Source organism: Steroidobacter cummioxidans, from assembly GCF_003104955.1.
Genome location: NZ_LSRW01000003.1, coordinates 136,870 through 162,697, shown reverse-complemented (window position 1 = coordinate 162,697; position 25,828 = coordinate 136,870). Strand labels below are relative to the sequence as shown.

Annotated in this window: 17 protein-coding genes and 2 pseudogenes; 14 read left to right on the top strand and 5 right to left on the bottom strand. The window is 61.9% G+C overall.

The features are described from left to right. Positions 1-6: 6 nt before the first annotated feature. Both dgcA and D0550_RS02040 read left to right on the top strand, forming a co-directional pair. A complete protein-coding gene (gene dgcA / locus D0550_RS02045; protein WP_116807428.1) occupies positions 7-987 on the top strand; it encodes an N-acetyl-D-Glu racemase DgcA in 981 nt (326 codons plus the stop codon). A gap of 24 nt (positions 988-1,011) precedes the next feature. Further along, positions 1,012-2,670 carry an amidohydrolase gene (locus D0550_RS02040; protein WP_116807427.1) on the top strand — a complete coding sequence of 553 codons (1,659 nt, stop codon included), beginning with the start codon at positions 1,012-1,014 and terminating at the stop codon, positions 2,668-2,670. On the opposite strand, the gene D0550_RS02035 is transcribed toward D0550_RS02040, so the two are convergent. Next, entirely contained in the window at positions 2,667-3,428 is a 762-nt protein-coding gene (locus D0550_RS02035; RefSeq protein WP_116807426.1) for an N-formylglutamate amidohydrolase, read from the bottom strand. The genes D0550_RS02040 and D0550_RS02035 overlap by 4 nt on opposite strands. Before the next feature lie 267 nt (positions 3,429-3,695). Between D0550_RS02035 and D0550_RS02030 the strand changes: the two genes are divergently transcribed. Continuing rightward, positions 3,696-4,061, top strand: coding sequence for a PRC-barrel domain-containing protein (locus D0550_RS02030; RefSeq protein ID WP_116807425.1), 366 nt, complete (start codon positions 3,696-3,698; stop codon positions 4,059-4,061). Between the two features lie 141 nt (positions 4,062-4,202). On the opposite strand, the pseudogene D0550_RS02025 reads toward D0550_RS02030, so the two are convergent. The 3 genes and pseudogenes from D0550_RS02025 to paoA all read right to left on the bottom strand — a co-directional run. Beyond that, a pseudogene (locus D0550_RS02025) lies at positions 4,203-4,640 on the bottom strand (molybdopterin cofactor-binding domain-containing protein); the annotation flags it as partial. 4 nt (positions 4,641-4,644) lie between these two features. Beyond that, positions 4,645-5,379: pseudogene (locus D0550_RS02020) on the bottom strand (FAD binding domain-containing protein); the annotation flags it as partial. Beyond that, entirely contained in the window at positions 5,376-6,020 is a 645-nt protein-coding gene (gene paoA, locus D0550_RS02015; RefSeq protein ID WP_116807422.1) for an aldehyde dehydrogenase iron-sulfur subunit PaoA, read from the bottom strand. The gene paoA and the pseudogene D0550_RS02020, both read right to left, overlap by 4 nt. A gap of 155 nt (positions 6,021-6,175) precedes the next feature. On the opposite strand from paoA, the gene D0550_RS02010 reads away from it, so the two are divergent. The 4 genes from D0550_RS02010 (at position 6,176) to D0550_RS01995 (ending at position 14,065) form a co-directional block, all read left to right on the top strand. Beyond that, entirely contained in the window at positions 6,176-7,795 is a 1,620-nt protein-coding gene (locus D0550_RS02010; protein ID WP_116807421.1) for an alpha-glucosidase, read from the top strand. Positions 7,796-7,910: 115 nt separating this feature from the next. Continuing rightward, complete coding sequence (locus D0550_RS02005) at positions 7,911-10,685, top strand: TonB-dependent receptor (protein ID WP_116807420.1); 2,775 nt, start codon at positions 7,911-7,913, stop codon at positions 10,683-10,685. 51 nt (positions 10,686-10,736) lie between these two features. Then, entirely contained in the window at positions 10,737-12,548 is a 1,812-nt protein-coding gene (locus D0550_RS02000) for an alpha-amylase family glycosyl hydrolase (protein WP_116807419.1), read from the top strand. Beyond that, positions 12,545-14,065 (top strand): MFS transporter, encoded by a 1,521-nt coding sequence (locus D0550_RS01995; protein ID WP_116807418.1) that lies wholly within the window; start codon positions 12,545-12,547, stop codon positions 14,063-14,065. The genes D0550_RS02000 and D0550_RS01995 overlap by 4 nt, the downstream gene beginning before the upstream one ends. On the opposite strand, the gene azu is transcribed toward D0550_RS01995, so the two are convergent. Next, positions 13,999-14,463, bottom strand: coding sequence for an azurin (azu, locus tag D0550_RS01990; RefSeq protein WP_116807417.1), 465 nt, complete (start codon positions 14,461-14,463; stop codon positions 13,999-14,001). The two genes, D0550_RS01995 and azu, sit on opposite strands and share 67 nt — an antisense overlap. Before the next feature lie 166 nt (positions 14,464-14,629). On the opposite strand from azu, the gene D0550_RS01985 reads away from it, so the two are divergent. The 7 genes from D0550_RS01985 (at position 14,630) to D0550_RS01955 (ending at position 25,781) form a co-directional block, all read left to right on the top strand. Then, the gene (locus D0550_RS01985; protein ID WP_116807416.1) at positions 14,630-16,375 is read left to right on the top strand and encodes an autotransporter assembly complex protein TamA; all 1,746 of its coding nucleotides are present in this window, start codon (positions 14,630-14,632) and stop codon (positions 16,373-16,375) included. A 5-nt stretch (positions 16,376-16,380) separates the two neighbouring features. Continuing rightward, positions 16,381-20,193 carry a translocation/assembly module TamB domain-containing protein gene (locus tag D0550_RS01980; RefSeq protein ID WP_153067001.1) on the top strand — a complete coding sequence of 1,271 codons (3,813 nt, stop codon included), beginning with the start codon at positions 16,381-16,383 and terminating at the stop codon, positions 20,191-20,193. 126 nt (positions 20,194-20,319) lie between these two features. Further along, the gene (locus tag D0550_RS01975; protein ID WP_161965584.1) at positions 20,320-21,081 is read left to right on the top strand and encodes a GntR family transcriptional regulator; all 762 of its coding nucleotides are present in this window, start codon (positions 20,320-20,322) and stop codon (positions 21,079-21,081) included. A gap of 81 nt (positions 21,082-21,162) precedes the next feature. Beyond that, entirely contained in the window at positions 21,163-21,624 is a 462-nt protein-coding gene (locus tag D0550_RS01970) for a DUF4126 domain-containing protein (protein WP_116807413.1), read from the top strand. Beyond that, positions 21,621-23,000, top strand: a complete 1,380-nt coding sequence (locus tag D0550_RS01965) for an FAD-containing oxidoreductase (RefSeq protein ID WP_116807412.1) — start codon at positions 21,621-21,623, stop codon at positions 22,998-23,000. The genes D0550_RS01970 and D0550_RS01965 overlap by 4 nt, the downstream gene beginning before the upstream one ends. Positions 23,001-23,111: 111 nt before the next feature. Further along, the gene (locus D0550_RS01960) at positions 23,112-24,482 is read left to right on the top strand and encodes a P1 family peptidase (RefSeq protein WP_116807411.1); all 1,371 of its coding nucleotides are present in this window, start codon (positions 23,112-23,114) and stop codon (positions 24,480-24,482) included. A 126-nt stretch (positions 24,483-24,608) separates the two neighbouring features. Further along, positions 24,609-25,781, top strand: a complete 1,173-nt coding sequence (locus D0550_RS01955; RefSeq protein WP_116807410.1) for a serine hydrolase domain-containing protein — start codon at positions 24,609-24,611, stop codon at positions 25,779-25,781. Positions 25,782-25,828 lie beyond the last annotated feature (47 nt).

The following is a 25,828-nucleotide window of genomic DNA, read 5'->3' as shown; positions in this document are numbered from 1 at the left end:
GTCCGTGTGAAGCTCACCATAAGAAAGAAAAACTGGCCGTTGCGCGAGCCATTCATCATTGCGCGCGGCACGTACACGACCAGCGATGTCATCATCGTCGAATTGCAGGATGGTCAGTTCGTCGGCCGCGGCGAGGCGGCGGGCGTCGATTATCACGGCGAGACACCGGACTCGATGTTGGCGCAGGTGGAGGCAGTGCGCGGCAAGATCGAAGCCGGTCTCACGCGCGCCGAGTTGTTGCAACTGCTGCCCATCGGCGGCGCCCGAAATGCGCTCGATGCGGCGCTGTGGGATCTGGAAGCGAAGCGCACGGGCCGCCGCGCATGGGATCTGGCCGGTGTCGGCAACACTCGTGAGATCGCGAGCGCCATAACCATCGGCATTCGTTCCATCGACGGCTACGAGCAGGCCGCTCGCGGTCTGGCGCACTATCGCTGGATCAAGATCAAAGTGTCTGCCGAGGATCCGCTGGCTTGCGTCGCAGCTGTCCGTCGTGGCGCGCCGAACTCGCGACTGATCGTCGATGCCAACCAGGCGTGGGATGTGCCAACACTGTATTCGCTCGGTCCCAAGCTTGCGGAGTTGCGTGTGGATTTGTTGGAGCAACCCGTGAAGGTCGGCGGTGATGACGATCTGGTCGTCGGCCAGTCGCCGATTCCCGTGTGTGCCGATGAAGCCATCGATACCATCGACGATCTGCCGCGCCTGAAGAGCCGCTATGAGTTCGTGAACATCAAGCTCGACAAGACGGGTGGGTTGACCGCCGCGTTGGAGCTTGCACGAGCAGCCCGCGCCGAAGGCATGCGATTGATGGTGGGCTGCATGGTCACCGGTTCTGTGGGCATGGCACCGGGCATGGTGCTCGCGCAGCTGTGTGAGGTCGTGGATCTCGATGGCCCGTTGTTGCAGGCCGAAGATTGGCCGAATCCAATTCAGTACGATCGCACCGGCGTGATGTCGTGGCCGTCGCCGGCGCTGTGGGGTTGACAGCCGTATCATTGGGAGCATGGGATGCTGAGCAAATCCGTCCACGCCGCCTTGGCGGCGATCGTTTGGAGTGGTGTGGCGTCAGCCGCGCCCGATGCCATTTATTTCAATGCAAACGTCTGGACGGGCGACCCGCAGCGGCCCAAGGCTGAAGCCATCGCAATCGATAGTGGCAGCATCGTTGCCGTCGGCAGCAGCGCCGAGGTTCGCGGTCTCGCCGATGCAAAGACTCGCGCCGTCGATCTCAAAGGCGCTTTCGTGGTGCCGGGCTTCATCGACAACCACGTACATTTAATCAACGGCGGGCTTGCGCTGGCGGAAGTCGATCTGCGCGACGCGACGACTCGCGCGGAGTTCACGAAGCGAATCGCAGCGGCGGCAGCCAAGGCGCCGCAAGGTCAGTGGATCAAGGATGGCAATTGGGATCACGAGCGATGGGGTGGCGAGCTGCCGACACGCGCTTGGATCGACCCGGACACGCCGAACACGCCGGTGTTCATCTCCCGTCTCGACGGCCACATGGCGTTGGCGAATTCACTGGTACTGAAGCTGGCGGGCATCGATGCAAAGACGCCCGATCCCGCGGGCGGCAGCATCGTGCGTGACGAGAAGGGCCAGCCCACGGGCATCCTGAAGGATGGCGCCATGGATCTGGTCGCCAAGGTCATTCCACCGCCCTCCGATAGGGAACTGGAGCAAGGACTGGAGCGCGCGATGGAACATGCCGTCTCGCGTGGCGTGACCCAGGTGCACGATATGGGTGGGTTGGAGAGCTGGCGAGTCATCGAGCTGTATCGACGCACCGAGGCCAGCGGCAAGCTGCGCCTGCGCATCTACTCCTTTGCGCCGCTCGCCGATTGGCAAAAGGCGGCCGAGTACAAGCAGCGCAACGGCACAGGCAATGCGTGGTTGCGATGGGGTGGCATGAAAGGGTTCGTCGACGGCTCGCTTGGCTCGACTACTGCCTGGTTTCACAAACCGTATGAAGACGCGCCGAACACCACTGGCCTGACGATGGTGGATCCTGCGCAGTTGCTCGCGGGGATCACCGCCGCGAACCAGGCGGATCTGCATGTCGCCGTGCATGCGATCGGCGATCGCGCGAATGATTGGCTGCTCGATGCGTTCGATCAGGTGGAGCAGTCGGGGGCAAAGAAGGATTGGCGCTTTCGCATCGAGCATGCCCAGCATCTGACACCTGCTGCGATCAAGCGGTTCGGGCCGCTGGGCGTGATTGCATCGATGCAGCCGGCGCACGCGATCGATGATGGTGGCTGGGCGGAGAAGCGCATCGGTGCGCAACGGCTCAAGGGCACCTACGCATTCCGTTCTTTGATCGACTCCGGCGCGCATCTCACATTCGGATCCGACTGGCCGGTGGCACCGCTCGATCCGCTGACCGGCATTTATGCCGCCGTCACCCGCCGCACACTCGACGGCGCAAATCCGAACGGCTGGCTACCGCAGGAGAAGATCACAGTTGCCGAAGCGCTGCGCTCGTACACCGCCGAGAACGCGTGGGCGGGATTTCAGGAAGGAAAGGTCGGCGTGTTGAAGCAGGGGGCGCTCGCGGATTTCGCCGTGCTGTCGCAAGACCTGTTTGCAGTGGTGCCGACGGAGATCCCCAAGGTGAAGGTCGTGCGCACTGTTGTCGGTGGGCGCGACATGTTCGTAGCGCGTTAGCTCAGCGCCTCAATGGCACGCAATGCGTCTTCCAGCTTGCGTGCCCAGACGTCCACACCCTCCGGATCCGCAATCAAGTCATTGCGGATTTCGATGAGCACGGCCGGGTTGTTCAGCAGATCGCCGTGCACGACCAGCGCGTAGTCGGCATCAGCGCTTACGCCATAGGGTACGTTCGCGTCGACGTTCAGCAGCGGATCCCGGCGTAGCTGCGCGATCAAGGCTTGACCCAGCAGCTGTGCCTTGTCGAACAACACGCCGGCATGCCACGAGCGCTGCTGCCCCAGATAAACCGGTGTGAAACTATGAACCGCGACCAGCACGTTGCGTCGGCCCTCGGCCGTGCGCTGCTGCAGATGCGCGCGAAGACGATCCTGAAAGGGGTGAAACATCAGGCGGCGGCGTCGCTCCCTCTCCGCAGCATCCAGGGAAAGGTTGCCGGGAATGTCGGTTGCTTCCGAGCGCAGCGGAATGCTGTCGGCCACGTGCAGCGGACGGTTCAGGTCGATCAGCAATCGGGAATAGCCGCCCAGGAACGCCGACGCGTCGAGGCGCCCCGACAAGGCGCGCGTGACGTTGGCGGCGCCGATATCCCAGGCGATGTGACGCGTCAGGTCCCTATCGTCCAGCCCGAGCTTGCGGTATTCCGCCGGAATGTGATTGGAAGCGTGCTCGCAGATGAGCACGAATCGCGAACGACCGCTTTCGTTGAGAACGTCGACCGCAGCAGGCCAGTCGGTTGGCACTTCGGCCAGCATCAATAAAACATCCGGCTCGCAAACTTCATCGGTGCAATATTGCCATACTCCCTGGGCCGCATCATACCGGACCCGAAGGCGCCGTAACGGACGGAACATGGCGGTTGGGCCGGCGCCCGAAACCGTGCCGGTATGTAACTTATCCGTCGGCTCGCGACTGACGGCGGGGCAGATACTACTCAGGAACTCCGCACGGCATCAATCATTGAACAAGCAAAGGCGCCGTCATTCGTGACGGATCACTGACCCAACCAGAGGAGCACTGCCATGCCTACCGCAAGCGGACACACCAAAGCGATTCGCGCCAAGAAGGTGATCGGAACGGCGGTGAAGGATCCATCGGGTAAGCGGATCGGCGAGATCGAGGATGTGGTGCTGGACAAGACGTCCAACAACATCATGTTTGCGGCTGTCAGCTTCGGCGGCTTGCTCGGCATGAATGAGAAGTACCATCCCATTCCGTGGAGCATGCTGAAGTACGAAGAGGGCGAAGGCGGCTATGTGGTGAACATCACCAAGGAGCAGCTGCAATCGGCGCCGGCGGATTCGCTGTCGGAATTGACCAGGGACGACGGCCAGGCTTATCGGGATCGAGCCTTCGACTACTACCGTTCACCCCGCTACTGGGAATAGTTTGCTCCCATTCGGGTTTGCGACCGAAAGGTCAGAAGCAGTGTAAGAGTCTGAAGGTGAGATGACTGGCGATTGATTGAAGAATCGTCAGTAAGTGCGAGCGACCCCCTGTACTGGTGGGTCGCTCGTTTTATTTTGGGATCAGGTTGCGATCGTATCGGGCAAGCCGCCGAGCAGCTTGTCGAGGGTGATCGGGAACTCGCGAACCCGGAGACCGGTCGCGTTGTAAACCGCATTGGCCAGTGCAGCGGCGACGCCGACGATCCCGACTTCACCGAGTCCTTTGATGCCGAGCGGATTCGCGTACGGCTCCTTTTCGTCCAGGCAAATCGCCTCGATCTGCGGCGTATCGGCGTGCACCGGCACGTGATACTCCGCGAGATCATGATTCACGTACGAGCCATCACGCAGATCGACGACCGACTCCTCGGTGAGGCCTGCGCCGATGCCCATGATCATGCCGCCGATCAGCTGCGAGCGCGCCGTCTTTGCATTCAGGATACGGCCGCTGCCGAACAGGCCAAGCATGCGGCGCACTCGAATCTCACCCGTGTCGATATCGACGCCCACTTCGGCGAACTGCAATCGCTGCAACCGAGACCAGCGCGAATGCATACGAAGCGCGGTCTCGAACTTTGCGATACGTTTGCTTGCCGGCCGGGGGTGAGGGCAGCACGACCGCAGTGATCAGCTCGCCAGGTCGCAACGTCGTTTCGATGTGCGGGGTGTCACCAGGCAATCGATAGAGTTCGCCAATCGGCACCGTGCGCTTGGAGCCGTCAGGCAACACTGTTTCGATGACGGCATCGAGCGCTGTCAATGCCACGGCCATATCGGACGGATGCACGGCGATACACGAATCGCTGGCGCCGAGAATGGCGTGGATGCGATTGAATCCTTGCAGCGCCGCGCAGCCCGAGCCGGGCTCTCGTTTGTTGCAGGCCTTCGAGGTGTCATAGAAGTAGTAACAACGCGTCCGCTGCAGCAGGTTGCCACCCGTCGACGCCTTGTTGCGCAACTGCCCCGATGCGCCGGCGAGCAGCGCCTTTGATAGCACCGGATAACGCTCGCGAATCAACGGATGAGCGGCCAGGTCGCTGTTGGGCACCTGCGAGCCGATGCGCACTCCGCCGTTCGTGGCTTCGACCTGTCGCAGTGGCAATCGAGTGATGTCGATGAGGTGCGCGGGTTGCTCGATTTCGAGCTTCATCAAGTCGAGCAGATTGGTGCCGCCGGCAATGAATTTGGCGCCGGGTTGTGCCGCTGCTTTCGCGGCATTGTTCGCGTCGGCCGCTCTTTCGTAAGTAAAGGGCATCATGCGTTGACTCCGCGGACCGATTGAATGGCGGTAACGATGTTGGGATAGGCCGCGCATCGGCAGATGTTGCCGCTCATTCGTTCGCGAACTTCGGCATCGGTCAGTTGCACGCGAGCGGCCGTGAGATTGGCGCTCACGTGGCTGGGCCAACCATCGGCCGCCTCTTTGAGCATGCCGACGGCGGAGCAGATCTGCCCGGCCGTGCAGTAGCCGCATTGATAGCCGTCGTGCTCGATGAACGCGGACTGCAAAGGATGCAGATGGTCTGGCGTGCCGAGGCCTTCGATGGTCGTGATCTCATCGCCGTCATGCATGACGGCGAGCGTCAGGCACGAGTTGATACGCCGGCCATTCACCAGAACGGTGCAGGCACCGCACTGGCCATGATCGCAACCTTTTTTTGTACCGGTCATGCCCAGCTGCTCGCGCATGGCATCGAGCAGTGACGTGCGCGTGTCGAGCGTGAGCGCATGGCTTTGATTGTTGATGCGCAGGGTCACCGTCATATTGACGGGCAGCGGGGCCTGGTTAGCTGCGTTTGCCGCGTTCGTCATCGAGGGGAGATTGGCCATGACGCCGACAGCGACGCCGGTTTTCAGGACGGTGCGTCGATCGACGTTCCAAGGGGATTCATCAGTCATGTCGGATCCTCGAGCGGCCGACGGGCGGGCGATGGAAAGGAACGGATTGTGTGAGGGTGAGTTCCGCGGCTTATGAATACGTATGCAGACCGTCGAGATCGGCAGGGCGCTGCAGGTAATCTTTGCGCGACCGGGAACAGTGGGGATGTCAGCCGATGTCAGTACCACCATGGTGGCGCGGCGCTGTGATCTACGAGATCTATCCGCGCAGCTTCGTTGATAGCAATGGCGATGGTGTCGGTGATCTGCCCGGCATCGTGCAGCGACTCGAATATGTCGCCGGGCTGGGCGTCGATGCGATCTGGATCGCGCCGTTCTTTCGCTCGCCCATGGCTGACTTCGGCTATGACGTGGCCGATTACCGCGCCGTCGATCCCTTGTTCGGCACCCTGGCCGATTTCGATCAGTTACTGGGGCGCGCCCATCAGTTGGGCCTGAAGGTGATGATCGATCAGGTGCTCAGTCACACCTCGATCGAGCACGAGTGGTTTCGTGAAAGTCGTCAGAGCCGGGACAATCCCAAGGCCGATTGGTATGTGTGGGCCGATCCCAAGCCGGACGGCACGCCGCCCAACAACTGGCTATCGATCTTCGGGGGCGTCGCGTGGCATTGGGAGCCGCGCCGTCGCCAGTATTACCTGCACAACTTTCTGTCGTCGCAGCCCGATCTGAATTTTCATCAGCCGCAGCTGCGCCGCGCCGTGCTGGACAACGTGCGCTTCTGGCTGGACAAAGGCGTCGATGGCCTGCGACTGGATGCCATCAACTTTTGTTTCCACGATCGGGCGCTGCGTGACAATCCTCCGAAGCCCGCGGCCGAGCGCACCACGCGCGGCTTCAGTCCGGAAAATCCGTACGCCTATCAGTATCACCGCTACGACAACACGCAGCCCGAGAATCTGCAATTCCTCGCCGAGCTGCGCGCCTTGCTGGATGAGTATCCGCACGCCGCGACGCTGGCGGAAATTTCCTCGGAGGATTCGATCGCGACCACGGCCGAGTACACCACCGCCGATCGCCTGCACATGGGATACAGCTTCGAGCTGCTGTCCGAAGAATATTCGGCGCGACACATTCGATCCGTGGTGGAAGGTTTCGAAGCCCGATTGACCGACGGCTGGCCGTGCTGGGCATTTTCGAATCACGACGTGCGTCGCGTCGTGACTCGCTGGGGCGGCGCGCGCCCCTCTGGATATCTCGCCAATCAATTGATCGCGCTGTTGTGCTCGCTACGCGGCTCGGTTTGTCTGTATCAAGGCGAAGAGCTCGGCTTGAGCGAAGCACTCGTGCCGTTCGAGTCGTTGCGTGATCCGTATGGCATTGCGTTCTGGCCGAGTTTCCCAGGGCGCGACGGCTGTCGTACGCCGATGCCATGGAACGGCAGCGAGTATGCCGGTTTCAGTACAGCAAGGCCTTGGTTGCCAGTGGCGGCAGAGCACAGGGCCGTGAACGTCGCGGCACAGTTGACCGATCGGCACTCGGTCCTGAATGCAACACGCGCCTTCCTGCAATGGCGGCGGCGTCATCCGGCTCTGCGCTGGGGTGACATCAGGTTCATCGATGTGCCGGAACCCTTGCTCGCTTTCACCCGAACGCACGGCGATTCACGCATCTTCGCAGCCTTCAACTTGTCGCCTGAGCCGATGCAGACGGTCGTGCAGCTGCCGGCGGGTACAGCACAGATCGAGAGCCTCGGAATCCTGGCGGGCGAGCTGCGCGATGAGTATTTGACATTGCCGGGATACAGCGTCGTGTTCGCTCGGGTTTCCGAATGAATACGTATGCATAGCGTTGTCCGGCAACAGGCGCAGTCCTACGATCGCAAAAAATGATCAGTCCATAGCAAACCAATTCAGGCCGGCGCGCCGGCGGAAACAGGGGGATTGCAGAATGACTACGATCTCGAACCGGCGACTGGCGCGCGCGGTGACGCGCAGTCTGAGCGGTGGAACAGCAATCGGAGTGGCGTTGCTCTGTGCAACCGCCGCGCATGCCCAGCAGGCGACCACAGCGAACAGCAGCGAACTGGAGACGGTCATCGTCACCGGCATTCGCGCCAGTATCGAGGAATCGATCGGGCTCAAGCGCGATTCGGGCAGCATCGTCGAAGCGATTTCGGCCGAAGACATCGGCAAGCTGCCTGACACCAGCATCGCCGACTCGTTGTCGCGTTTGCCGGGCCTCACGTCGCAGCGTGCCGAGGGGCGCGCTTCAGCGATCAGCTTGCGTGGCACGGATCCCGGCTTCACGAGCGCGCTGTTGAATGGCCGCGAGCAGGTGAGCACCGGCCACAATCGCAGCATCGAGTTCGATCAGTACCCTTCAGAGTTGCTGAGCTCGGTGCTGGTATACAAGACGCCCGACTCGCAACTCGTCGGCCAGGGGCTGGCCGGCACGATCGATCTGCGCACCACGCGGCCGCTCGACGTAAACAATCGCGCCATCGTGATGAACGTGCGCGGCGAGATGAACTCGCAGGACGACATGGGCGCCGACTCGGATGAGAAGGGCTATCGCGCCAGCTTTTCCTACATCGATCAGTTTCTCGACAACACGCTGGGCATCACCTTCGGCTTCGCGCGTCTGGAATCGCCGTTGGCCATCCAGGGCGCCGGCTCTTACGAGCCGTGGCATCCCAACGATCCCAACAGGGACAACTATCACCCCGAGGTGGCGAACGGTTTGTATGTCACGGATGGCATGAAGATCCGCGCCGACATGGGCAAGAACCGCCGCGACGGCGCGATGGCTGCAATTCAGTGGCGACCGAGCGACGCCTATGAGACGGTGCTCGATCTGTACTACACCAAGCGCAAGCAGACCGACAATGCGCGCAGCCTGGAAGTGAATCTCGGTAACTATCCCATGGGAGGGGGCTTCGCAGATCCCGTGATTGCGGACGGCACGATCGTCGGCGGCACTCTGCTGAATCGCGTGCCGCTGGCGCGTAACTTTCTGTTCAAAACCGAGGACGAGATTTTCGCGACCGGCTGGAACAACAAATGGTTCGCCGGCCAGTGGACCTTCATCGCCGATCTGAGCTACTCCAAGGCGGAGCGAGACGAACAGCAGTATGAAACCAACGGTCAGTATGTCGCCGGCGGCACGTCCAACATCCCGGACTCGGGTTTCTTCAGTCTGTCACGCCACGACATGCCGACGCTGCGGTTCAACATGAACTATGCGGATCCCGCCAGTGTTCGTGTCGGTCCGACCATCTACGGTGCGGGCTACAGCAAGATCCCGCACATCGAGGATGAGCTGAAGTCGGCGCGCTTCGACGTGATCCGCGAGCTGGACACTGGCTGGCTGGCGAACATCGCCGTCGGTGCCAACTACTCGGATCGCAGCAAGGACAAAGTACAGCCGGAGGCCGGCCTTTCGACTCGAGACAACGCCTACTTCCAGGTGAATGAGCACCTGCTCGCGCCGACCAATCTCAGCTATGCGAATGCCGGGCGAGCGCTCGCCTGGGATGTGATGGGTGTGCTGGGGACCTACTACAACCCGATCGTCTATGGCACGCCCGATCAGCGGGACTTTGCCTATCTGGTCGGCAAGAACTGGGAAGTCACGGAGAAAGTGACCACCGGCTATCTCAAAGGCGAGCTCGATCGCGAGCTCTCCTCGAACGTGACTTTGAAGGGCAATGTGGGCTTGCAGGTGGTGCAAACGGAGCAGAGCTCCGAGGCGCTGCGTCTGGTGAACGGGGTCGCTGTTCCCTTTGGCGACGGCAAGGACTACACAGACGTGCTGCCGGCCCTCAATCTCGCGTTCATGCTGCCGTCGGAGCAAGCAGTTCGCGTCGGCGTTGCGAAGGAAATCGCACGGGCTCGCATGGATCAATTGAAGGCGTCGAGTGAAATCGGCTACGACGCGGGCAGCGGTCAGCCTGGCGGCTCGGGCGGCAATCCGCGCCTCGATCCATGGCGCGCCGTGGCCTACGACATTTCTTATGAAAGATATTTCGGGCGGAATGCCTACTTGTCGCTGGCCGGCTTCTATAAGGACCTGAAGACTTATATCTACAGCCAGACCATCGCCGATTACGACTTCTCGGAGTTGCGCGCGACCTTGCCGGATGATTATTTCAACGACCCGACGGTGTTCATTCCGACCACCGGCCGCTTCACGCGACCGGTGAATGGCGAGGGTGGCAACTTGAAGGGCGTGGAGTTGTCGGTGGCGCTCACGGGTGAATTGTTCACCGATGCATTGAGCGGCTTCGGCACCATCCTGAGTGTGTCCAGAACCGAGAGCAGCATCACCATCCAGGATCCGCCGAACAATCAGTTCACTGGCGGCAACGGTTTGGGCGAAATTCCGCTGCCGGGTCTATCGAAGACCGTGTGGAATGCGACGCTGTACTACGAGAACTCCGGCTTCTCGGCGCGGGTCGCGACCCGCTCGCGCTCGAAGTACATCGGCGAGGTGACCAACTTTGCCAACGATCGTGCTTTCAAATACGTGAAGGGCGATCAGATCACCGATGCCCAGCTGGGCTACGAGTTCGGTCAGGGCACGTTGCGAGGCCTGGCCCTTCTCCTGCAGGTCAACAACGTCACGAATGAGCCGTACATCGCATACTCGGTGTCCGAGGTCCGGCAGCAGGACTTCCAGCAGTACGGGCGGCAGTATCTGCTCGGCGTCAACTATCGGCTCTGACGATGAATGGTTCCCGATCCTTCACGCGATAACATTGAACGAGAATTACGGATGCGTTGGTTTGCTGTGCTTTGCTTGTGTTTGTCCGGATCTTTGGCCGCTGAGACATACGACTCGAATGCGTTCCGCGCGCGCTTGCCGCAAGATGAGGTCATTTATTTTTTGCTGCCGGATCGGTTCGAGAATGGCGATCCCAAGAACGATCGCGGAGGTTTGCAAGGCGACCGGGTCAAGACGGGCTTTGATCCCACGCACAAAGGGTTCTATCACGGCGGCGACCTGCGCGGGCTGATCAAGCGGCTCGATTACATTCAAGGCCTGGGCGCCACCGCGATCTGGCTCGGGCCCATTTATAAGAACAAGCCGGTGCAGGGGCCGCCCGGTCAGCAAACCGCGGGCTATCACGGTTATTGGATTACCGATTTCACGCGCGTCGACGAGCACTTCGGTACACAGCAGGACTTGAGGGAACTCATCGACACCGCGCATGCGCGTGGGATGAAGGTCTATCTGGATATCATCACCAACCACACCGCCGATGTGATTTCGTATCGGCAATGCCCGGATAGCGATTGTGTCTACCGCTCGCGCGCCGACTATCCCTACAGCAGGGCCGGTGGCACCGATGGCTCGGCCATCAACGAAGGCTTCCTGGGCGACAGTGTGCAGACCGAGTCGAATTTCGCGAAGCTGACGCGCTCCGACTACGCCTATGCACCCTTCGTTCGTCCCGAAGAGGTGCAGGTGAAAGTGCCCGAATGGCTGAACGATCCCATCTGGTATCACAACCGCGGCAATACCACCTTCCGCGGCGAGAACAGCATGATGGGCGACTTCGTCGGTCTCGACGATCTCATGACCGAGAACCCGCGCGTCCTGCAGGGCTTCATCGAGATCTATCGGCATTGGATCGAGGAGTTTGGCGTCGACGGCTTTCGCATCGACACGGCGCGTCATGTGAATCCAGAGTTCTGGCAGGCGTTCGTTCCCGCCATGTTGAAGACGGCGCACGCACGAGGAATCTCCAATTTTCACATCTTTGGCGAAGTGTTTGGCGAGACCGGTGACGTGACGCCGCTGGCTCTGAGCACCCGTGTCGATGGCTTGCCCGGTGCGCTGGACTTCGCGTTCCGGGCCACCGTGCTCGACACTCTCACCAAGGGTGTGGGAACGGACCGGTTCGCGGCGCTTTTCAAAGGCGATGCGCTTTACGAAGGTGGCGAGGATGCGGCGCTTCAACTGCCGACGTTCGTCAGCAATCATGACATCGGTCGCTTCGGTCACTACGCTCGTGCCAACCGGCCGGGCGAGAGCGATGCTGTCATCTTGCAGCGATCGTTGCTGGCACACGCAATGATGTTCACACTACGCGGCGTGCCAGTGGTCTATGCGGGCGACGAGCAGGGCTTCGCCGGCGATGGCTCCGATCAGGACGCGCGCGAGGACATGTTTCCCAGCCGCGTCGCCAGCTACAACGACAACGTCTTGCTGGGGACCAAAGCGACGACGGCAGTCAGCAATTTCGATCGCAGTCATCCGCTGTACGTGGCAATCGCCGAACTGTCGGCGCTGCGTAAGGAGCACGCCGCGCTGCGCCGAGGCAAGCAGATCGTCCGTAACTACTCAGAGCAGCCGGGGCTATTTGCCGTGTCACGCATCGATCCGCAGAGCGAGCGCGAGATCCTGGTTGCGTTCAACACTTCGACGCAGCGGCTGGAAGTCAATGTGGAGGTCGATGCCCGCACGCGCGCATTCAGGAGTCTGAAAGGCTCGTGTGCTCCGCGGCCGACAGCGCCTGGCAGCTATCGTGTGACGCTGGAGCCCTTGAGCTACATGGTCTGCGCGGCGCAGGATGAGACATGACCCGCATGCAAAAGCCCGCGTTGTCTTTCTGGCAGATCTGGAACATGTGTTTCGGGTTTCTGGGCATCCAGTTCGGCTTCGCGCTCCAGAACGCCAATGTGAGCCGCATTTTCCAGACGCTGGGCGCGCAGCTCGATGAGATTCCCATGCTGTGGGTGGCCGCGCCGCTGACCGGGCTGATCGTGCAGCCCATCATCGGCTATTACTCCGATCGCACCTGGACGCGCTTCGGTCGGCGGCGGCCGTACTTTTTCTTCGGCGCGGTCGCTGCGTCGCTGGCGCTGCTGTTCATGCCCAATTCTCCAACGCTGTGGATCGCTGCCGGTTTGCTGTGGATCCTCGATGCCTCCATCAATGTCTCCATGGAGCCGTTTCGCGCGTATGTGGGCGACCAGCTGCCGCCGCCGCAGCGGCCTGCCGGTTATGCGATGCAGAGCTTTTTCATCGGCGTCAGCTCCGTCATCGCGAGCTTGCTGCCCTGGATGCTGACCAAGCTCGGTTTCGCGAACACCGCCGCGCCGGGCGAAATTCCGGAGACCGTGAAATATTCCTTCTATTTCGGCGGCATGATGCTGCTGGGCGCGGTCAGCTGGACGGTGTTCAGTACGCGTGAGTATCCGCCGGAGCAACTCAAGAACTTCGATGACGCTGGTGTCGTGCGCAAGCGGCCACTCGATGTCGCAAGATCACGACGCGACGGCGCGGTCTGGCTCGGTGCCGGAGTAGTCGGACTGCTCGCTATTTATTTGTTGCATTGGGATCGGCAGCTGTACCTGCTGGCGGGCGGCCTCACGGTTTACGGCGCGGCGTTGCTCGTGCTCAGCAGCTCGCGATCGAGCAACATGTTCACCTCCATCATGACGGACGTGCACGACATGCCCGACGCGATGCGCCGGCTCGCGGTGGTGCAGTTCTTTTCCTGGTTCGCGTTGTTTGCGATGTGGATCTACACGACCGCCGCTGTCACACAAATGCATTTCGGCACCAGCGACGTGCAGTCCGCCGCATACAACGAAGGTGCGAATTGGGTCGGTGTGCTGTTCGCGGCCTACAACGGATTTGCCGCGCTGGCGGCTATCGTGATTCCGTTCATGGTGCGGCGCTGGGGTTTGCGCGTGAGCCACCTGATCAATGTGTGGCTGGGCGGCGCGGGGCTGGTGTCGTTCGTGGTGATTCGCGACCCGCAGTGGCTGCTAGTCGCAACGATTGGGATTGGCTTCGCGTGGGCGTCGATCCTGTCGCTGCCCTATGCGCTGCTGTCCGATAACTTGCCCGCCGAGAAGATGGGCGTGTACATGGGCATCTTCAACTTTTTCATTGTGATTCCGCAGCTGCTCGCGGCCAGCGTGCTCGGCTTTCTGCTGCGGACGTTCCTGGGCGGCGAGCCCGTGTATGCCCTGGTCATCGGCGGTGCCAGCCTGTTTCTGGCTGGCATCGCCGTGCTCAGGGTTCAGCCGAAGGTCAGCTTGCCCTTCATCACCGACGCGTGGCCGGGGAACGAGCAGAAGAAGGTATAATCGCCGCCCTTCTTCAGCTTCGAGGTTGGGAACGTAACGCTCGTGCTCTCGCCGCCACCGACCACCTTGGTGTGTGCGATCACACGAGCATCGTCCTTCGGCACATAATTGTTCTGCAGACCAGCCGACATGCCGGCGGTGTCGACCGCCTGGAACACCGACGTTTCCGTCAGCACCCAGTTGTGGCCCATCGCGGCGGCGGGTAGCTTGCCTGTGTGCGTGAGCGTCAGCTTCACTTCGGTGCAGTCAGCGGGCACTTCCAGCGACTTCTTGTTGTACTGCATGGCGTCGTTGCCTTCGATGGCCAGTTCACAGGTCTTGGCGGCGTAGCTGAGCGGCGCGAAGACGCTGAGCGCGCCGAGCAGAATGGTGGATGCGAGAATTCTTGAGATTGTCATCGGATTACCTGCTGATGGGCGATAGAGGCGAAGGATTGTCCGGCGGTGGCGGCCGGCTTTCAAGCGCTGCGGCCCGCGACTTCCCGACACCCACCTGTGGAACAACCAGGACACTGAAACGTCCCTAGTGAATGAACTTAGAACCCCCCGGCCGGCTGCCCGGCGCATGACCAATCTGCGGATTTTACTCGACGCTGGCTGGTCGACGCTGTGCGTGTTTTGGGCCGGTGCTGCGCTGGCTGACCGGGTCACCGTCACCATCCGAGGAATTGAGGACCAGATGCTCGAATCGGCACGCGCCGATCTCGAACTCCAACAATATGTGGACCGCGACGTGTCGGCAGCCCAGGCGCGCCGGCTGTTCGATCGAGGCAAGGAGCAGATCACACGGTCGCTGGAGCCTTTCGGCTACTACAACCCCACCGTCGAAGGCCGCCTGGAGCGCCCCGAGCCCGGTAAATTTCACGCAATCTTCGATGTGACTCGCGGCGAGCCGGTGATCATTCAGCACTCGAGCATCGAAGTCGCGCCTGAGGCCACCGAGCTGGCTCCGGTCAAACAGGCGGTGGAAAGATTCGAGCCCAAGCACGGCCAGCGACTGGATCACGCCGTGTACGAGCGCAGCAAGGATCAGATCTCGAAGGCGCTCGCCAACGACGGCTTTCTCAGCGCGCAACTGGTGCGCCATAAGGTGTCAGTCGTTCGCAGCGCGAACACGGCGGATATCGATCTGGCGTGGGATGTGGGTCCCCGCTATCGCCTCGGCGAGCTGCGCTTCTCGCAGGCGCAGTTCCCGGATTCGTTCCTGCAAAAGTTCAAGCTGTGGGAGGATGGCGAATACTACTCGGCGGACAAGCTGCTGGCCTTGCAGCAGTCGCTGGTCGACGCGGACTATTTCACATCGGTGGCGGTCGCGCCCGATCTGGAGCACGCCGCGAACGGCGAAGTGCCCATCGATGTGATGCTGGTTCCCGCCAAGCGTACGTTGTACACGGCGAACATTTATTTCAGCACCGACTCCGGCCCCGGCACCAAGCTAAGCGTGCAACGCCGCTGGCTCAACGATCGCGGCCACAAGGCCGGCGGCCAGCTCGAGTATTCGTCGCGCCTGAAGGAAGCCAGCACGGCGTATCAGATTCCCCAACCCGGGCCGCGTCCGCGCCAGTACACCTTCGGCGCCGGCTATCGTGACGAAACAACCGATACCAGCCGTTCGCGCATGGCTCGGCTCGCGGCCAATCAGGTCGCCGAGCGTTGGAGAGGTTATACGCGCACCCTGGGCTTGCAGTACCTGAATGGCGATTTCGAGATCGCCGATCAACTCGGGCACACCAGCCTGCTGTATTTCGACGGGCTGCTGACCCGCAAGCAGGGCAACGACATCTACTTTCCGACCGCCGGCTATTCCTTGTTATATGGCTTGCGCTTCGGCTTCGAACAGCTGTTATCGGATACGAGCTTCTCGCAGGTGCGCGCGGAAGCAAAATGGTTGCGCAAAGTGGGCAGCGACGGTCGTGTGATTCTGCGTTCCTCGCTCGGTGCCATGATCGTGGATAACTTCGATGCGTTGCCGCCGGAGCTGCGCTTCTTCGCGGGCGGCGACCGTTCCATCCGCGGCTTCGACTACCAGGAGATCGGCGACACTGATGCCAGCGGCGGCGTCATCGGCGGTGAATACCTCGTCGTCGGCAGCACCGAATACGAACATTACTTTTTCCCGAACTGGGGCGCGGCAGTGTTCGTCGATGCCGGTGACGCGTTCAAAACCAGCTTCAACCTCAATGTGGGTGCGGGCGTGGGCCTGCGTTGGAAGTCCCCCATCGGGATGGTGCGGGTCGACGTGGCACGGCCGGTCGTCTCCGATCTGGGCGACTCCTGGCGGCTGCATCTGATCATTGGGCCCGACCTGTGAGCAGCGTGTTGAAAAAAACTCTGGCCTGGACGGGCGCTGTCATTCTGCTGCTGGTCCTATTCGTGGTCGGCGCGATCGGTTGGGCGATCAGCACGCAGTCCGGCACGCGCTTCGCCGCTGCCCGTGCGACGGCATTGATGGGCGACAAGCTCGCCATTGGCGCCATCGACGGCTCGATCGCGGGGCCGCTGCGCATCACCAATTTGCACTATCGAGATCCAGCCGCCGGCATCGATGCATCGATCGCGCAACTCGAGCTGGATCTGGTGTTGAGCGATCTGTGGCACAGGCTGGTGCATGTCGGTCGGCTGGACGTGCGTGGCATCGACGTGCTGATGACGGAGCCGACCGAACCGCCGCCGCAAGAGCCCTCCAAGCCGTTCACTTTGCAACCGCCGATCGATATCGCGGTCGATTCGTTTCTGGCGCGGGACGTGAAGGTGCGCAATCCGGAGGCCACGATTGTCGAGGTCACGCGTGCCGCATTCGCCGGACGCTGGACCCAGGAGGCGCTGGCTGTACAAACATTGGACGTGCAATCGCCGCAGGGCTTTGTGTCGTTCAATGGCCGCGTCGCGCAGGGCAACGCATTCGTCGGTGACGGCCGAGGCCGATTTGAATGGACGGCGGGCGAGCAGAAATTTGCCGGCACCCTGGTCGTGTCGGCGAATGAAGCGGACGCGGTCCTGAGCACCAGTCTGACCTCGCCGCTCGATGCTCAATTGAATGCCAAGGTCGTGCAGGCAAGCGATCACAGGTGGCAGATGCAGCTGGAGGTGCCGCGCTTCGATCCTCGCAAAGAGCTGATGCCGGGGTCCAGCTTCCACAGTATCGCGGCGTCGTTGCATGGCGAGGGCACGTTGGATCAGGGCGTTATTGCCGGTCGTCTAACGCTCAACGATGAGCCGCTCGAATTGGAAACCGTGCGCTTCACTCGCAGCGAGGAACGGTTGCAGCTGGAGACTGTGCTGAAGATCGGCGCGACGGCTGGCGAAGTGATGGCCAACGCCGATATTCAGTTCTCGGAAGAGTCGTGGACCAGTAAAGCGAACGCGCGTTGGCGAGATGTCGTCGTGCCATCGGCGTGGGTCGGGCAGGAGCTGTTCACGCATGGCGAGCTGAACTTCGATGGCAATCCGCAGCTGTACAGCGCGCACGGACGACTCACGTTGGGTGCGCAGAAACAACAGGCAGACATTGCCCTGCAGGTGCGGGGCACGCCGGAGCTGGTCGAGTTGCAGCAGTTCGATATCGTGCAGCAGAAAGGGCGGTTGGCCGCGACCGGCAAGATCACTCTGCAACCGCAGCTGGCGTGGACAATCGATGCGCAGGGACAGAACTTCAATCCTGGCGCGTTCGCAGTCGAATGGCCTGGCAGCCTGCGCTTTCAGCTGGCCACGCAAGGGAAAATGACGGAGCAGGGACCGGATGCAACGCTGAAGCTGACGCAGTTGCGTGGTCAGCTGCGTGGTCGCCCGATCTCCGGTGATGCGGACCTGACGCTCACTGCACCTTATTTGCCCGCAGGCACGCTCGCGTTGAGCTCGGGACAGAGCACGGTGCGAGTGCAGGCAGCCAAGGGCGAACAGATCGACGCAACGATCGCGGCGAGCGTGGCTTCGTTGAACGACTGGGTGCCAGATTCCGGCGGCCAGCTGACCGCGAACTTTCGCGTGCTGGGTAAATGGCCCGATGTGGCCATCAACGGCAATGCGCGCGGTAACGATTTGCACCTGAACGAGATGCGGCTGCAGGGAATCGCGCTCGATGCCGATGTGAACAAGCCGCTCGATCCGGAAGGCGAGGCGAAGATCCAGATGTCAGGGTTGTCGGCAGCGGGTTTCGAATTTGCAACCTTGCAGGCGAACGCCTCCGGCAACTCCGCGGCACATCATGCTGAAGTGAGCACGACCGGCCAGCCGCTGGCGTTTTCGATCGCCGTGCAGGGCGGGCGTACGGAGGATGGCTGGTCGGGCGCCGTGCAGCGCTTGGTGCTCGATGTGAAAGATGCGGCGCGGCTGAGCTTGCGTGATCCGGCGAACGTCGTCATGAAAACGCAGGATCAGAAGATGGCGGTCGATGTGTCGCAAGCGTGCTTCGTCGATCGTGATATCGAGCTGTGCATGCAAGGCGGCATGCAGCCTGATGGCTCCGCGCACGGCAACTACTCCCTGGCCAATGTGCCACTGGCGCTCGCGAACTCGCTGTCCAGCGACGACCTGCCGCTGCGCTTCAAAGGCACGATCGAAGGTCAGGGCGACATTCGCCGCGATGCCGACGGCAATCTGTTCGGTAACGCGACGATTCAGTCGGCGTCCGGCAGCATGTCGCGCACGCTGGCGGTGGATGATGAGTCGGAGCCGGCGGAAGAAGAAACGCTATTGACCTATCGAGATTTCCGGATCGAGGCGACGCTGTCGGGATCGGATGCGCGCGCTTCAATCAGCACCGGTCTGCAGGAGAACGGAACGCTGCAAGGCCAGGGTGAAGTGCTCGGGCTCGATCAGGGCAACGCGCGGATCAATGCGAACATCAGCGCCAGTCTGCCTGATCTTGCGCCGTTCGCAGTGTTCGCGCCCCAGCTGGCGAATGTGAAAGGCCGCTTGGATGCACAAGGCACCGTCACGGGAACTGTGCAGGAACCCGTGATTACAGGGCAAGCCACCGCGGCGGAGCTGGCCGCTGATATTCCGGCGATTGGATTGCATTTGAAGAACGGTCATGTGGATGTGCGGCCGAAGTCGGCGAGCGAATTCCAGATCTCCGGAGGCATCGATTCGGGCGGCGGCTCGGTGAAATTCGCGGGCACGGCGACGCCGAGCGGTGCGCTCAATATGCAAGTCAACGGCGAGCGGTTCCTGGCGGCGGACATCCCCGGCGCGAAGGTGCTGATCTCGCCCGATATCGACGTCGTGCGTAACGAGGAGCGCACCACGTTGTCGGGCAAGGTCCGAATTCCATCGGCAGATGTGAATTTGCAGAAGCTGCCGCGAGGCGGCCACAAGGCGCAGGCGGCGTCGCCCGACGTGGTCGTGGTCGATGATGAGGCGTTGGATAGAGCGGCGGAGCAGGCGATCCCGTTGTACGCGAACATCACGGTCGTGCTCGGCCCGGCGCAGCAGCGGACACAACTCAAAGAGGAAGCGGTGAATCTCACAGGGTTCGGCCTGGTGGCGCAGGTGACTGGGCAACTCGATGTGCGCGAGCGGCCAGGGACGGACACGGTGGCTTCGGGTGATGTGAACGTCAGCGGTACCTACAAAGCGTATGGCCAGGATCTGACCATCCAGCAAGGTCGGCTGCTGTACGCGTCGACGCCGCTCGACAATCCGCGCCTGAGCATCGAAGCGACACGCACGGTGAATGAAGTTGTCGCGGGCTTGAGAATTCGAGGCAGCGCGCAGAGTCCGGAGCTCACGGTGTTCTCCGATCCGCCGATGGGACAGGCGAATGCACTTTCATACATCGTCGCGGGCAAGCCGCTCGAGGACATTGGATCCGGTTCGGGCGAGGGCGATGCCGTGCAAGCGGCAACTCGCTCGCTGGGCGCGGCGGCGGGTGGATTGCTCGCGAAGAATCTGGGCCGCCGCTTGGGCGCGGATGAGGTGGCGATCACGGACAGTGACATGCTCGGGGGCGCGGCGTTGACGATCGGGCAGTATTTGTCCCCGCGCGTGTATTTGAGTTATGGCGTTGGCTTGTTCGAGCCGGGCGAAGTGATAACGCTGCGCTACAAGTTGTCTCGAGACTTGTCGTTGCAAGCTCAGCGTGGGCCGCAAGATACGCGGACGGGTATCGAGTTTCGGGCGCAGCGATAGCGCCAAGAAGAAAACGCCCCTCAGTCGTGAGTCGTGACGGATGCGGTCCGACACCTTATGATGCTGCTAGCGCTATCATTTGTAGCCGGACCGTCTGACGCCACGGTCCGTCACAGCGGGGATCGAATGAAGAGCGAATCGGACAACGACAACACCACGGTCGCCAAGACCATCGCCGACCAGACCTACCAGCATATTCGCCGGGATATCATTTCCGGCGCGCTGCCGCCTGGCACCAAGCTCGCGATGGAAATGCTGACCCAACGCTACAACGTGGGCCTGAGCCCGCTACGCGAGGCGCTCGTGAAGCTGACCGGCGACGCTCTGGCGGTCGCCGAGGGCCAGCGCGGTTTCTGGGTCTCGCAGATCTCGCTGGACGAGTTGCAGGACACGATGAACACGCGCCTGCTGATCGAAACACAGGCGCTGTCGCTGGCCATTGAAAAGGGCGGCCCTGAATGGGAGCGCGCGGTCCACCAGGCTTATGAAGAGCTGTCCTCGCTCGAGGACCCTTCGCGGGAAGGCGATGTCGCAGCGGTGCCGCGCTGGGAAAGTGCTGACCGCCGCTTCCATGAAGCGCTGGTCTCGGCGTGTGACTCCACGTGGCTGATCCGTCTGCGCGGCATGCTGCACTATCACTCGGAGCGCTATCGAATGATTGCGCTCTCCGAGGTCAGCATCGATCGCGACATGCATGACGAGCATCAGGCCATCGTCGAAGCCGTGCTCGGTCGCAAGACCTTGCGCGCCTGCCGCTTGACGGAACTCCATCTGCAACGAACCACGGACCTGGTCCGCACCGCGATGGAGCGGCGGGACGAGCAGTTGGTGAGCAAGGGCAAGATGCGCAGTGCCGGCGGACGGCGCACGAGCAAGCCGGGCTCGTAGCGATCTCGAAAGCAGGCGCCGTTTTCGCGAGCGTTGGATTACGATAGCGTCAATCACAACAAAGCGTGACGAGGGAATGACATGTTGTACTTCCTTGCTCTGCTGATTGGGATCATCGCGGGCCTGCGGGCCATGACGGCGCCGGCGGCAATCGCCTTTGCAGCTCACGCCGGGCTGCTGAATCTGAGTGGCACCTGGCTGGCCTTCCTGGGCTACCGCTGGACACCCTGGATTTTTCTCGTGCTGGCAATAGGTGAATTGGTCACCGACCAGCTCCCCACGACACCCAGTCGCAAAGTTCCAGTGCAGTTCGGCACGCGTATTCTGATGGGCGCCATCACCGGCGGTGCCATCGGCGTGGCGGCCGGATCGCTCTGGATTGGGGCAATCGTCGGCATCATCGGCGCGATCATTGGAACACTCGGTGGCAGCGCCGCCAGAGCGAAGATGGCCGCGGCGTTCGGCAAGGATCGGCCGGCGGCATTGATCGAGGATGCGGTTGCGATTGTGGGGGCAATTCTCCTAGCGATGGCCTTGTCATGACACAGAACTTCGACGCCATCATCATCGGCGCGGGCCAGGCAGGGCCGTCGCTGGCGGGGCGGTTGACGCAGGCGGGAAGGAAGGTTGCACTGATCGAGCGCAAGTTGTTCGGTGGCACGTGTGTGAACACCGGCTGCATGCCGACCAAGACCTTGGTCGCCAGCGCGTACGCCGCTCATCTTGCACGGCGAGCGGCCGAATACGGCGTTGTGATGAACGCGCCGATCGGCATCGACATGAAACGCGTGCAGGCGCGGGCGGCGAAAGTGACGCTCGACGCACGTACCGGTCTCGAAAGCTGGCTGAAGTCCATGGCTGGCTGCACGGTGATCGAAGGGCAAGCGGCATTCGAATCGGCGAACACGATCCGCGTCGGCGAACAGCTGCTCACCGCGCCGAATATCTTCATCAATGTCGGCGGCCGTGCGAACGTGCCGAATATGCCGGGTGTCCACACCGTCCCGTATCTCACCAACACCACCATGCTGCAGCTCGATGTCGCGCCAAAGCACCTGGTCGTGGTGGGCGGGAGTTATATCGGGCTCGAATACGCACAGATGTTCCGGCGCTTCGGATCGCAAGTGACCATCGTCGAACAAGGCGAGCGGCTGATCGGCCGTGAAGACGAAGATATATCGCTCGCCATTGCTGGCATCATGGAGAACGAAGGCATCGCCCTGCGCACGCATGCAGAATGCATCAGTCTCGCGCCGCATGCCGAGGGGGTTGAAGTGCACGTGAGCTGCCAGCAAGGCGCGCCGACGGTCGTCGGCAGTCACGTGTTGCTGGCGGTCGGTCGCGTGCCGAATACGCACGATCTCGGCCTCGACCGCGCTGGAATTGCAGTCGATGCGCGCGGATACATCAAGGTGGACGATCATCTGCAGACCAACATTCCCGGCGTGTTCGCGCTGGGCGATTGCAATGGTCGCGGCGCATTCACGCACACGTCGTATAACGATTTCGAGATTGTCGCGGCGAATATGCTCGACGGTGCAGATCGACGCCTCAGTCAGCGCATTCTCGGCTATGCGCTCTACATCGATCCGCCATTGGGTCGCGTCGGCATGAGCGAAGCGCAAGCTCGTGCCAGCGGCAAAAAGTTGCTGATCGGCACGCGCCCCATGACCAAAGTGGGCCGAGCCATCGAGAAAGCCGAGACGCAGGGCTTCATGAAGATCGTTGCCGATGCCGAATCCAAGCGCATCCTCGGCGCATCGATCCTCGGCGTCGGCGGCGATGAAGCCATTCACGGCATCATCGACGTGATGAATGCGGACGTGCCGTATCCCAAGTTGCAGTGGGCGATGCCCATTCATCCAACCGTGTCCGAGCTGATTCCCACCGTGCTGGGCGACCTGCAGCCAACGACCTGATCGGCGAGGGGGTGATCCCAGAGCACCAACGGCGTCCTGGATGGCACGCCCCGGGCTTTTGCGCCTGTGCTTCAATGGCCGGCAGTGTTGAGTGCCCGGAGCTGCATCCCGATGCGAACGTTGCGTCAATCCATGACGGCCCTGCTGTTGGCCGCTCTTTCCGTCACTTCTGGGGCGGGCCATGCGGCCCAGCAGGACTCGTTGCAGCCCGTCATCAATGCGGGCGACAGGAAGCTCGAATTCGATTGGCCCATGGTCAAGATCGGCACCGGCGAATATGCCGAGGGCCCGACCGGCGTCACCGTGTTTCGCTTCGGGCGTCGCGTGTTGGGTGCGGTCGATGTTCGTGGTGGCGGTCCTGGCACGGTCAACACGGACTATCTGCGTCTCGGCTATAACGCACCCGAAGTCGACACGGTCGTGTTCTCGGGCGGCTCGTGGTATGGCCTCGAATCAACGACCGCGGTGGCCACGGCGCTCAAGGACGAGGGCGAGCGCAGCGGCAATTGGGACAACATTGCGTTGTCGGTAGGCGCGATCATTTATGACTTCGGCGATCGTCGCCTGAACGAGATCTATCCGGACAAGCGGCTGGCGCAGGCAGCGTTGCGTGGTGCGCAGCCGGGTGTGTTTCCGCTGGGTGCGCAAGGTGCCGGACGCTCGGCGCGCAGCGGTCAGTTCTTCGGTTGTAATGTGCATTCGGGTCAAGGCGGTGCCTATCGCCAGGTCGGGCCGGTGAAGATCGCCGCGTTCACAGTCGTGAATGCGTTTGGCGTGGTGACGGATCGCGATGGCAAAGTGGTCGCGTGCAATCCGGGCGCGAACTGGCCGCAGCCGTTGCGTCCTACCGATTTGCTCGCAGGCATGCCCGACAGCCGCAAGCCGGGTTGGCAGCCACCGAAGGAGGCCGCACGCAACACGACGGTCAGTCTCGTCATCGTGAATCAGACGCTGGAGCCGGCGTTGCTGCAACGGATTGCAGTTCAGGTTCACACGTCGATGGCGCGTGGGCTGCAACCGTTCGCGACCGAGTATGACGGCGACGTGCTCTACGCCATCTCCACTGGCGAAGTGGATGAGCAGACGCCGGGTGTGCTCACGTCCGTGGATCTCGGCGTCATTGCGGGCGAAGTGATGTGGGACGCGATCCTTGCATCGGTGCCCGAGCAGCCCAGGGCTTTCCAGCCGAACAAGCGCGTCAAGGTTGCCGCTGCCGATCTGGAGAAGTACGCGGGCGAGTACAAGTTCAGCGACATCGTCAGCGTGCGGGTCGCCAATGAAGGCGGCAAGCTCGTTGCTCGAGCCATAGGTGCTCGCGACGCGTTCGCCATCAAGAAGCAGTCGGCGGTGGAGTTGCTGCCGGTCGCGCCGGGGGACTTTACGGTGCCCGGGCGATATCCGCTCAACGTGCGCTTTGTGGACGGCAAGTTGATTCTGAATCCGGGTCACTGGCAGCAGATTGGAGCGAAATTCGCGCAGTGATCCAGGCGCACCACGGAGCGCGCTCCCTGGTGATCGCAGCTCACCGACGCCGTCAGCATTGGCAACTGTGCGCTCGGTGGGCTGGCGATATAACAGCGGCACCGCTGTTATTTAGGAATTTTCACCTTGCATCGCGACGCCGAAGTCCGCAGCCGACGTGCGGATGAACCTCAGGTCGCCGCCAGCCAAGCCCGCGATGCATACGCGGGCAAGCTGCTCCCCGACGCCCAGCTGCGCTTGTTCCGTGACACGCAGTGGGAGTTCGCGACGCGCACGATCGCCCGAGGCGGTCCTGTTCAAGAGCTGCCGCGTGCCGACATTCAGTTGCAGGATCTGGTCGTGCACTCCCGAGGCGTGGAGTACGACCTGGCGGACTACCTTTCTCGCAATCGCATCGCTGGTCTGCTGTTGATGAAGCGCGGGCGCATCGCGTTCGAGCACTACGATCTGGGCATCGACGCCACCACTCGCTGGATCTCCATGTCGATGGCGAAGTCGGTGAGCACCACGCTCATCGGTGCCGCGATTCGAGACAAGCTCATTGGCGGTGTCGACGACCAGCTCACTCGCTATCTGCCCGAGCTGCGTGGCACGAGTTACGACGGCGTGTCGATCCGTCATCTGCTGCAGATGACGTCGGGCGTGCATTGGGATGACACGCACACCGATCCGAATTCCGAGCGTCGTCGCATGCTCGAGTTGCAGATCGCTCAGCAGCCGGGCGCGATCATGAAGTTTCTGGCCAGCCAGAAGCGGGTGTCCGTGCCGGGCGCCGTTTGGAATTACAGCACCGGCGAGACGCATGTCGTCGGCGCATTGGTTCGCGCAGCCACTGGCCTGTGGTGCGCGGACTACCTGTCACAAAAAATCTGGTCCAAGGTCGGCATGGAGTACGACGCCACCTGGTGGCTCGAAGCGCCAGGCGGACTGGAAGTGGCCGGCAGCGGCATCAATGCGACGCTGCGTGACTACGCGCGCTTCGGCTTGTTCATGGCCAACGATGGCGTCATCGGCAACGAGCGTGTGCTGCCGGAAGGCTGGATCGCCGAAGCGACGCAGCCGCGCCAGGTGGGCAGTGCGCGCGTGGACTACGGCTACATGTGGTGGCCCGTGGCACGATCCAATGGCTCATTCACCGATGGCGCTTTCAGCGCTCGCGGCATCTTCGGTCAATACATCTACATCAATCCGCGCGAGCAGGTCCTCGTGGCGGTTCTGAGTGCCCGCTCCAAACCGAAAGGCGCCGAGGCGATTCCCGACAACGACTTCTTCAACAGCGCAGTGGCAGCGCTGATGTAGCGACCGGACACACAAAAAACATAACGGCTTTACCCTGGGGATCAAGA

Coding starts and splice junctions, on each gene's coding strand:
- D0550_RS02040 (WP_116807427.1), top strand. CDS start 1,012: ATGCTGAGCAAATCCGTCCACGCCGCCTTGGCGGCGATCGTTTGGAGT.
- D0550_RS02035 (WP_116807426.1), bottom strand. CDS start 3,428: ATGCTGGCCGAAGTGCCAACCGACTGGCCTGCTGCGGTCGACGTTCTC.
- D0550_RS02030 (WP_116807425.1), top strand. CDS start 3,696: ATGCCTACCGCAAGCGGACACACCAAAGCGATTCGCGCCAAGAAGGTG.
- paoA (WP_116807422.1), bottom strand. CDS start 6,020: ATGACTGATGAATCCCCTTGGAACGTCGATCGACGCACCGTCCTGAAA.
- D0550_RS02010 (WP_116807421.1), top strand. CDS start 6,176: ATGTCAGTACCACCATGGTGGCGCGGCGCTGTGATCTACGAGATCTAT.
- D0550_RS02005 (WP_116807420.1), top strand. CDS start 7,911: ATGACTACGATCTCGAACCGGCGACTGGCGCGCGCGGTGACGCGCAGT.
- D0550_RS02000 (WP_116807419.1), top strand. CDS start 10,737: ATGCGTTGGTTTGCTGTGCTTTGCTTGTGTTTGTCCGGATCTTTGGCC.
- D0550_RS01995 (WP_116807418.1), top strand. CDS start 12,545: ATGACCCGCATGCAAAAGCCCGCGTTGTCTTTCTGGCAGATCTGGAAC.
- azu (WP_116807417.1), bottom strand. CDS start 14,463: ATGACAATCTCAAGAATTCTCGCATCCACCATTCTGCTCGGCGCGCTC.
- D0550_RS01985 (WP_116807416.1), top strand. CDS start 14,630: ATGACCAATCTGCGGATTTTACTCGACGCTGGCTGGTCGACGCTGTGC.
- D0550_RS01975 (WP_161965584.1), top strand. CDS start 20,320: ATGAAGAGCGAATCGGACAACGACAACACCACGGTCGCCAAGACCATC.
- D0550_RS01970 (WP_116807413.1), top strand. CDS start 21,163: ATGTTGTACTTCCTTGCTCTGCTGATTGGGATCATCGCGGGCCTGCGG.
- D0550_RS01965 (WP_116807412.1), top strand. CDS start 21,621: ATGACACAGAACTTCGACGCCATCATCATCGGCGCGGGCCAGGCAGGG.
- D0550_RS01960 (WP_116807411.1), top strand. CDS start 23,112: ATGCGAACGTTGCGTCAATCCATGACGGCCCTGCTGTTGGCCGCTCTT.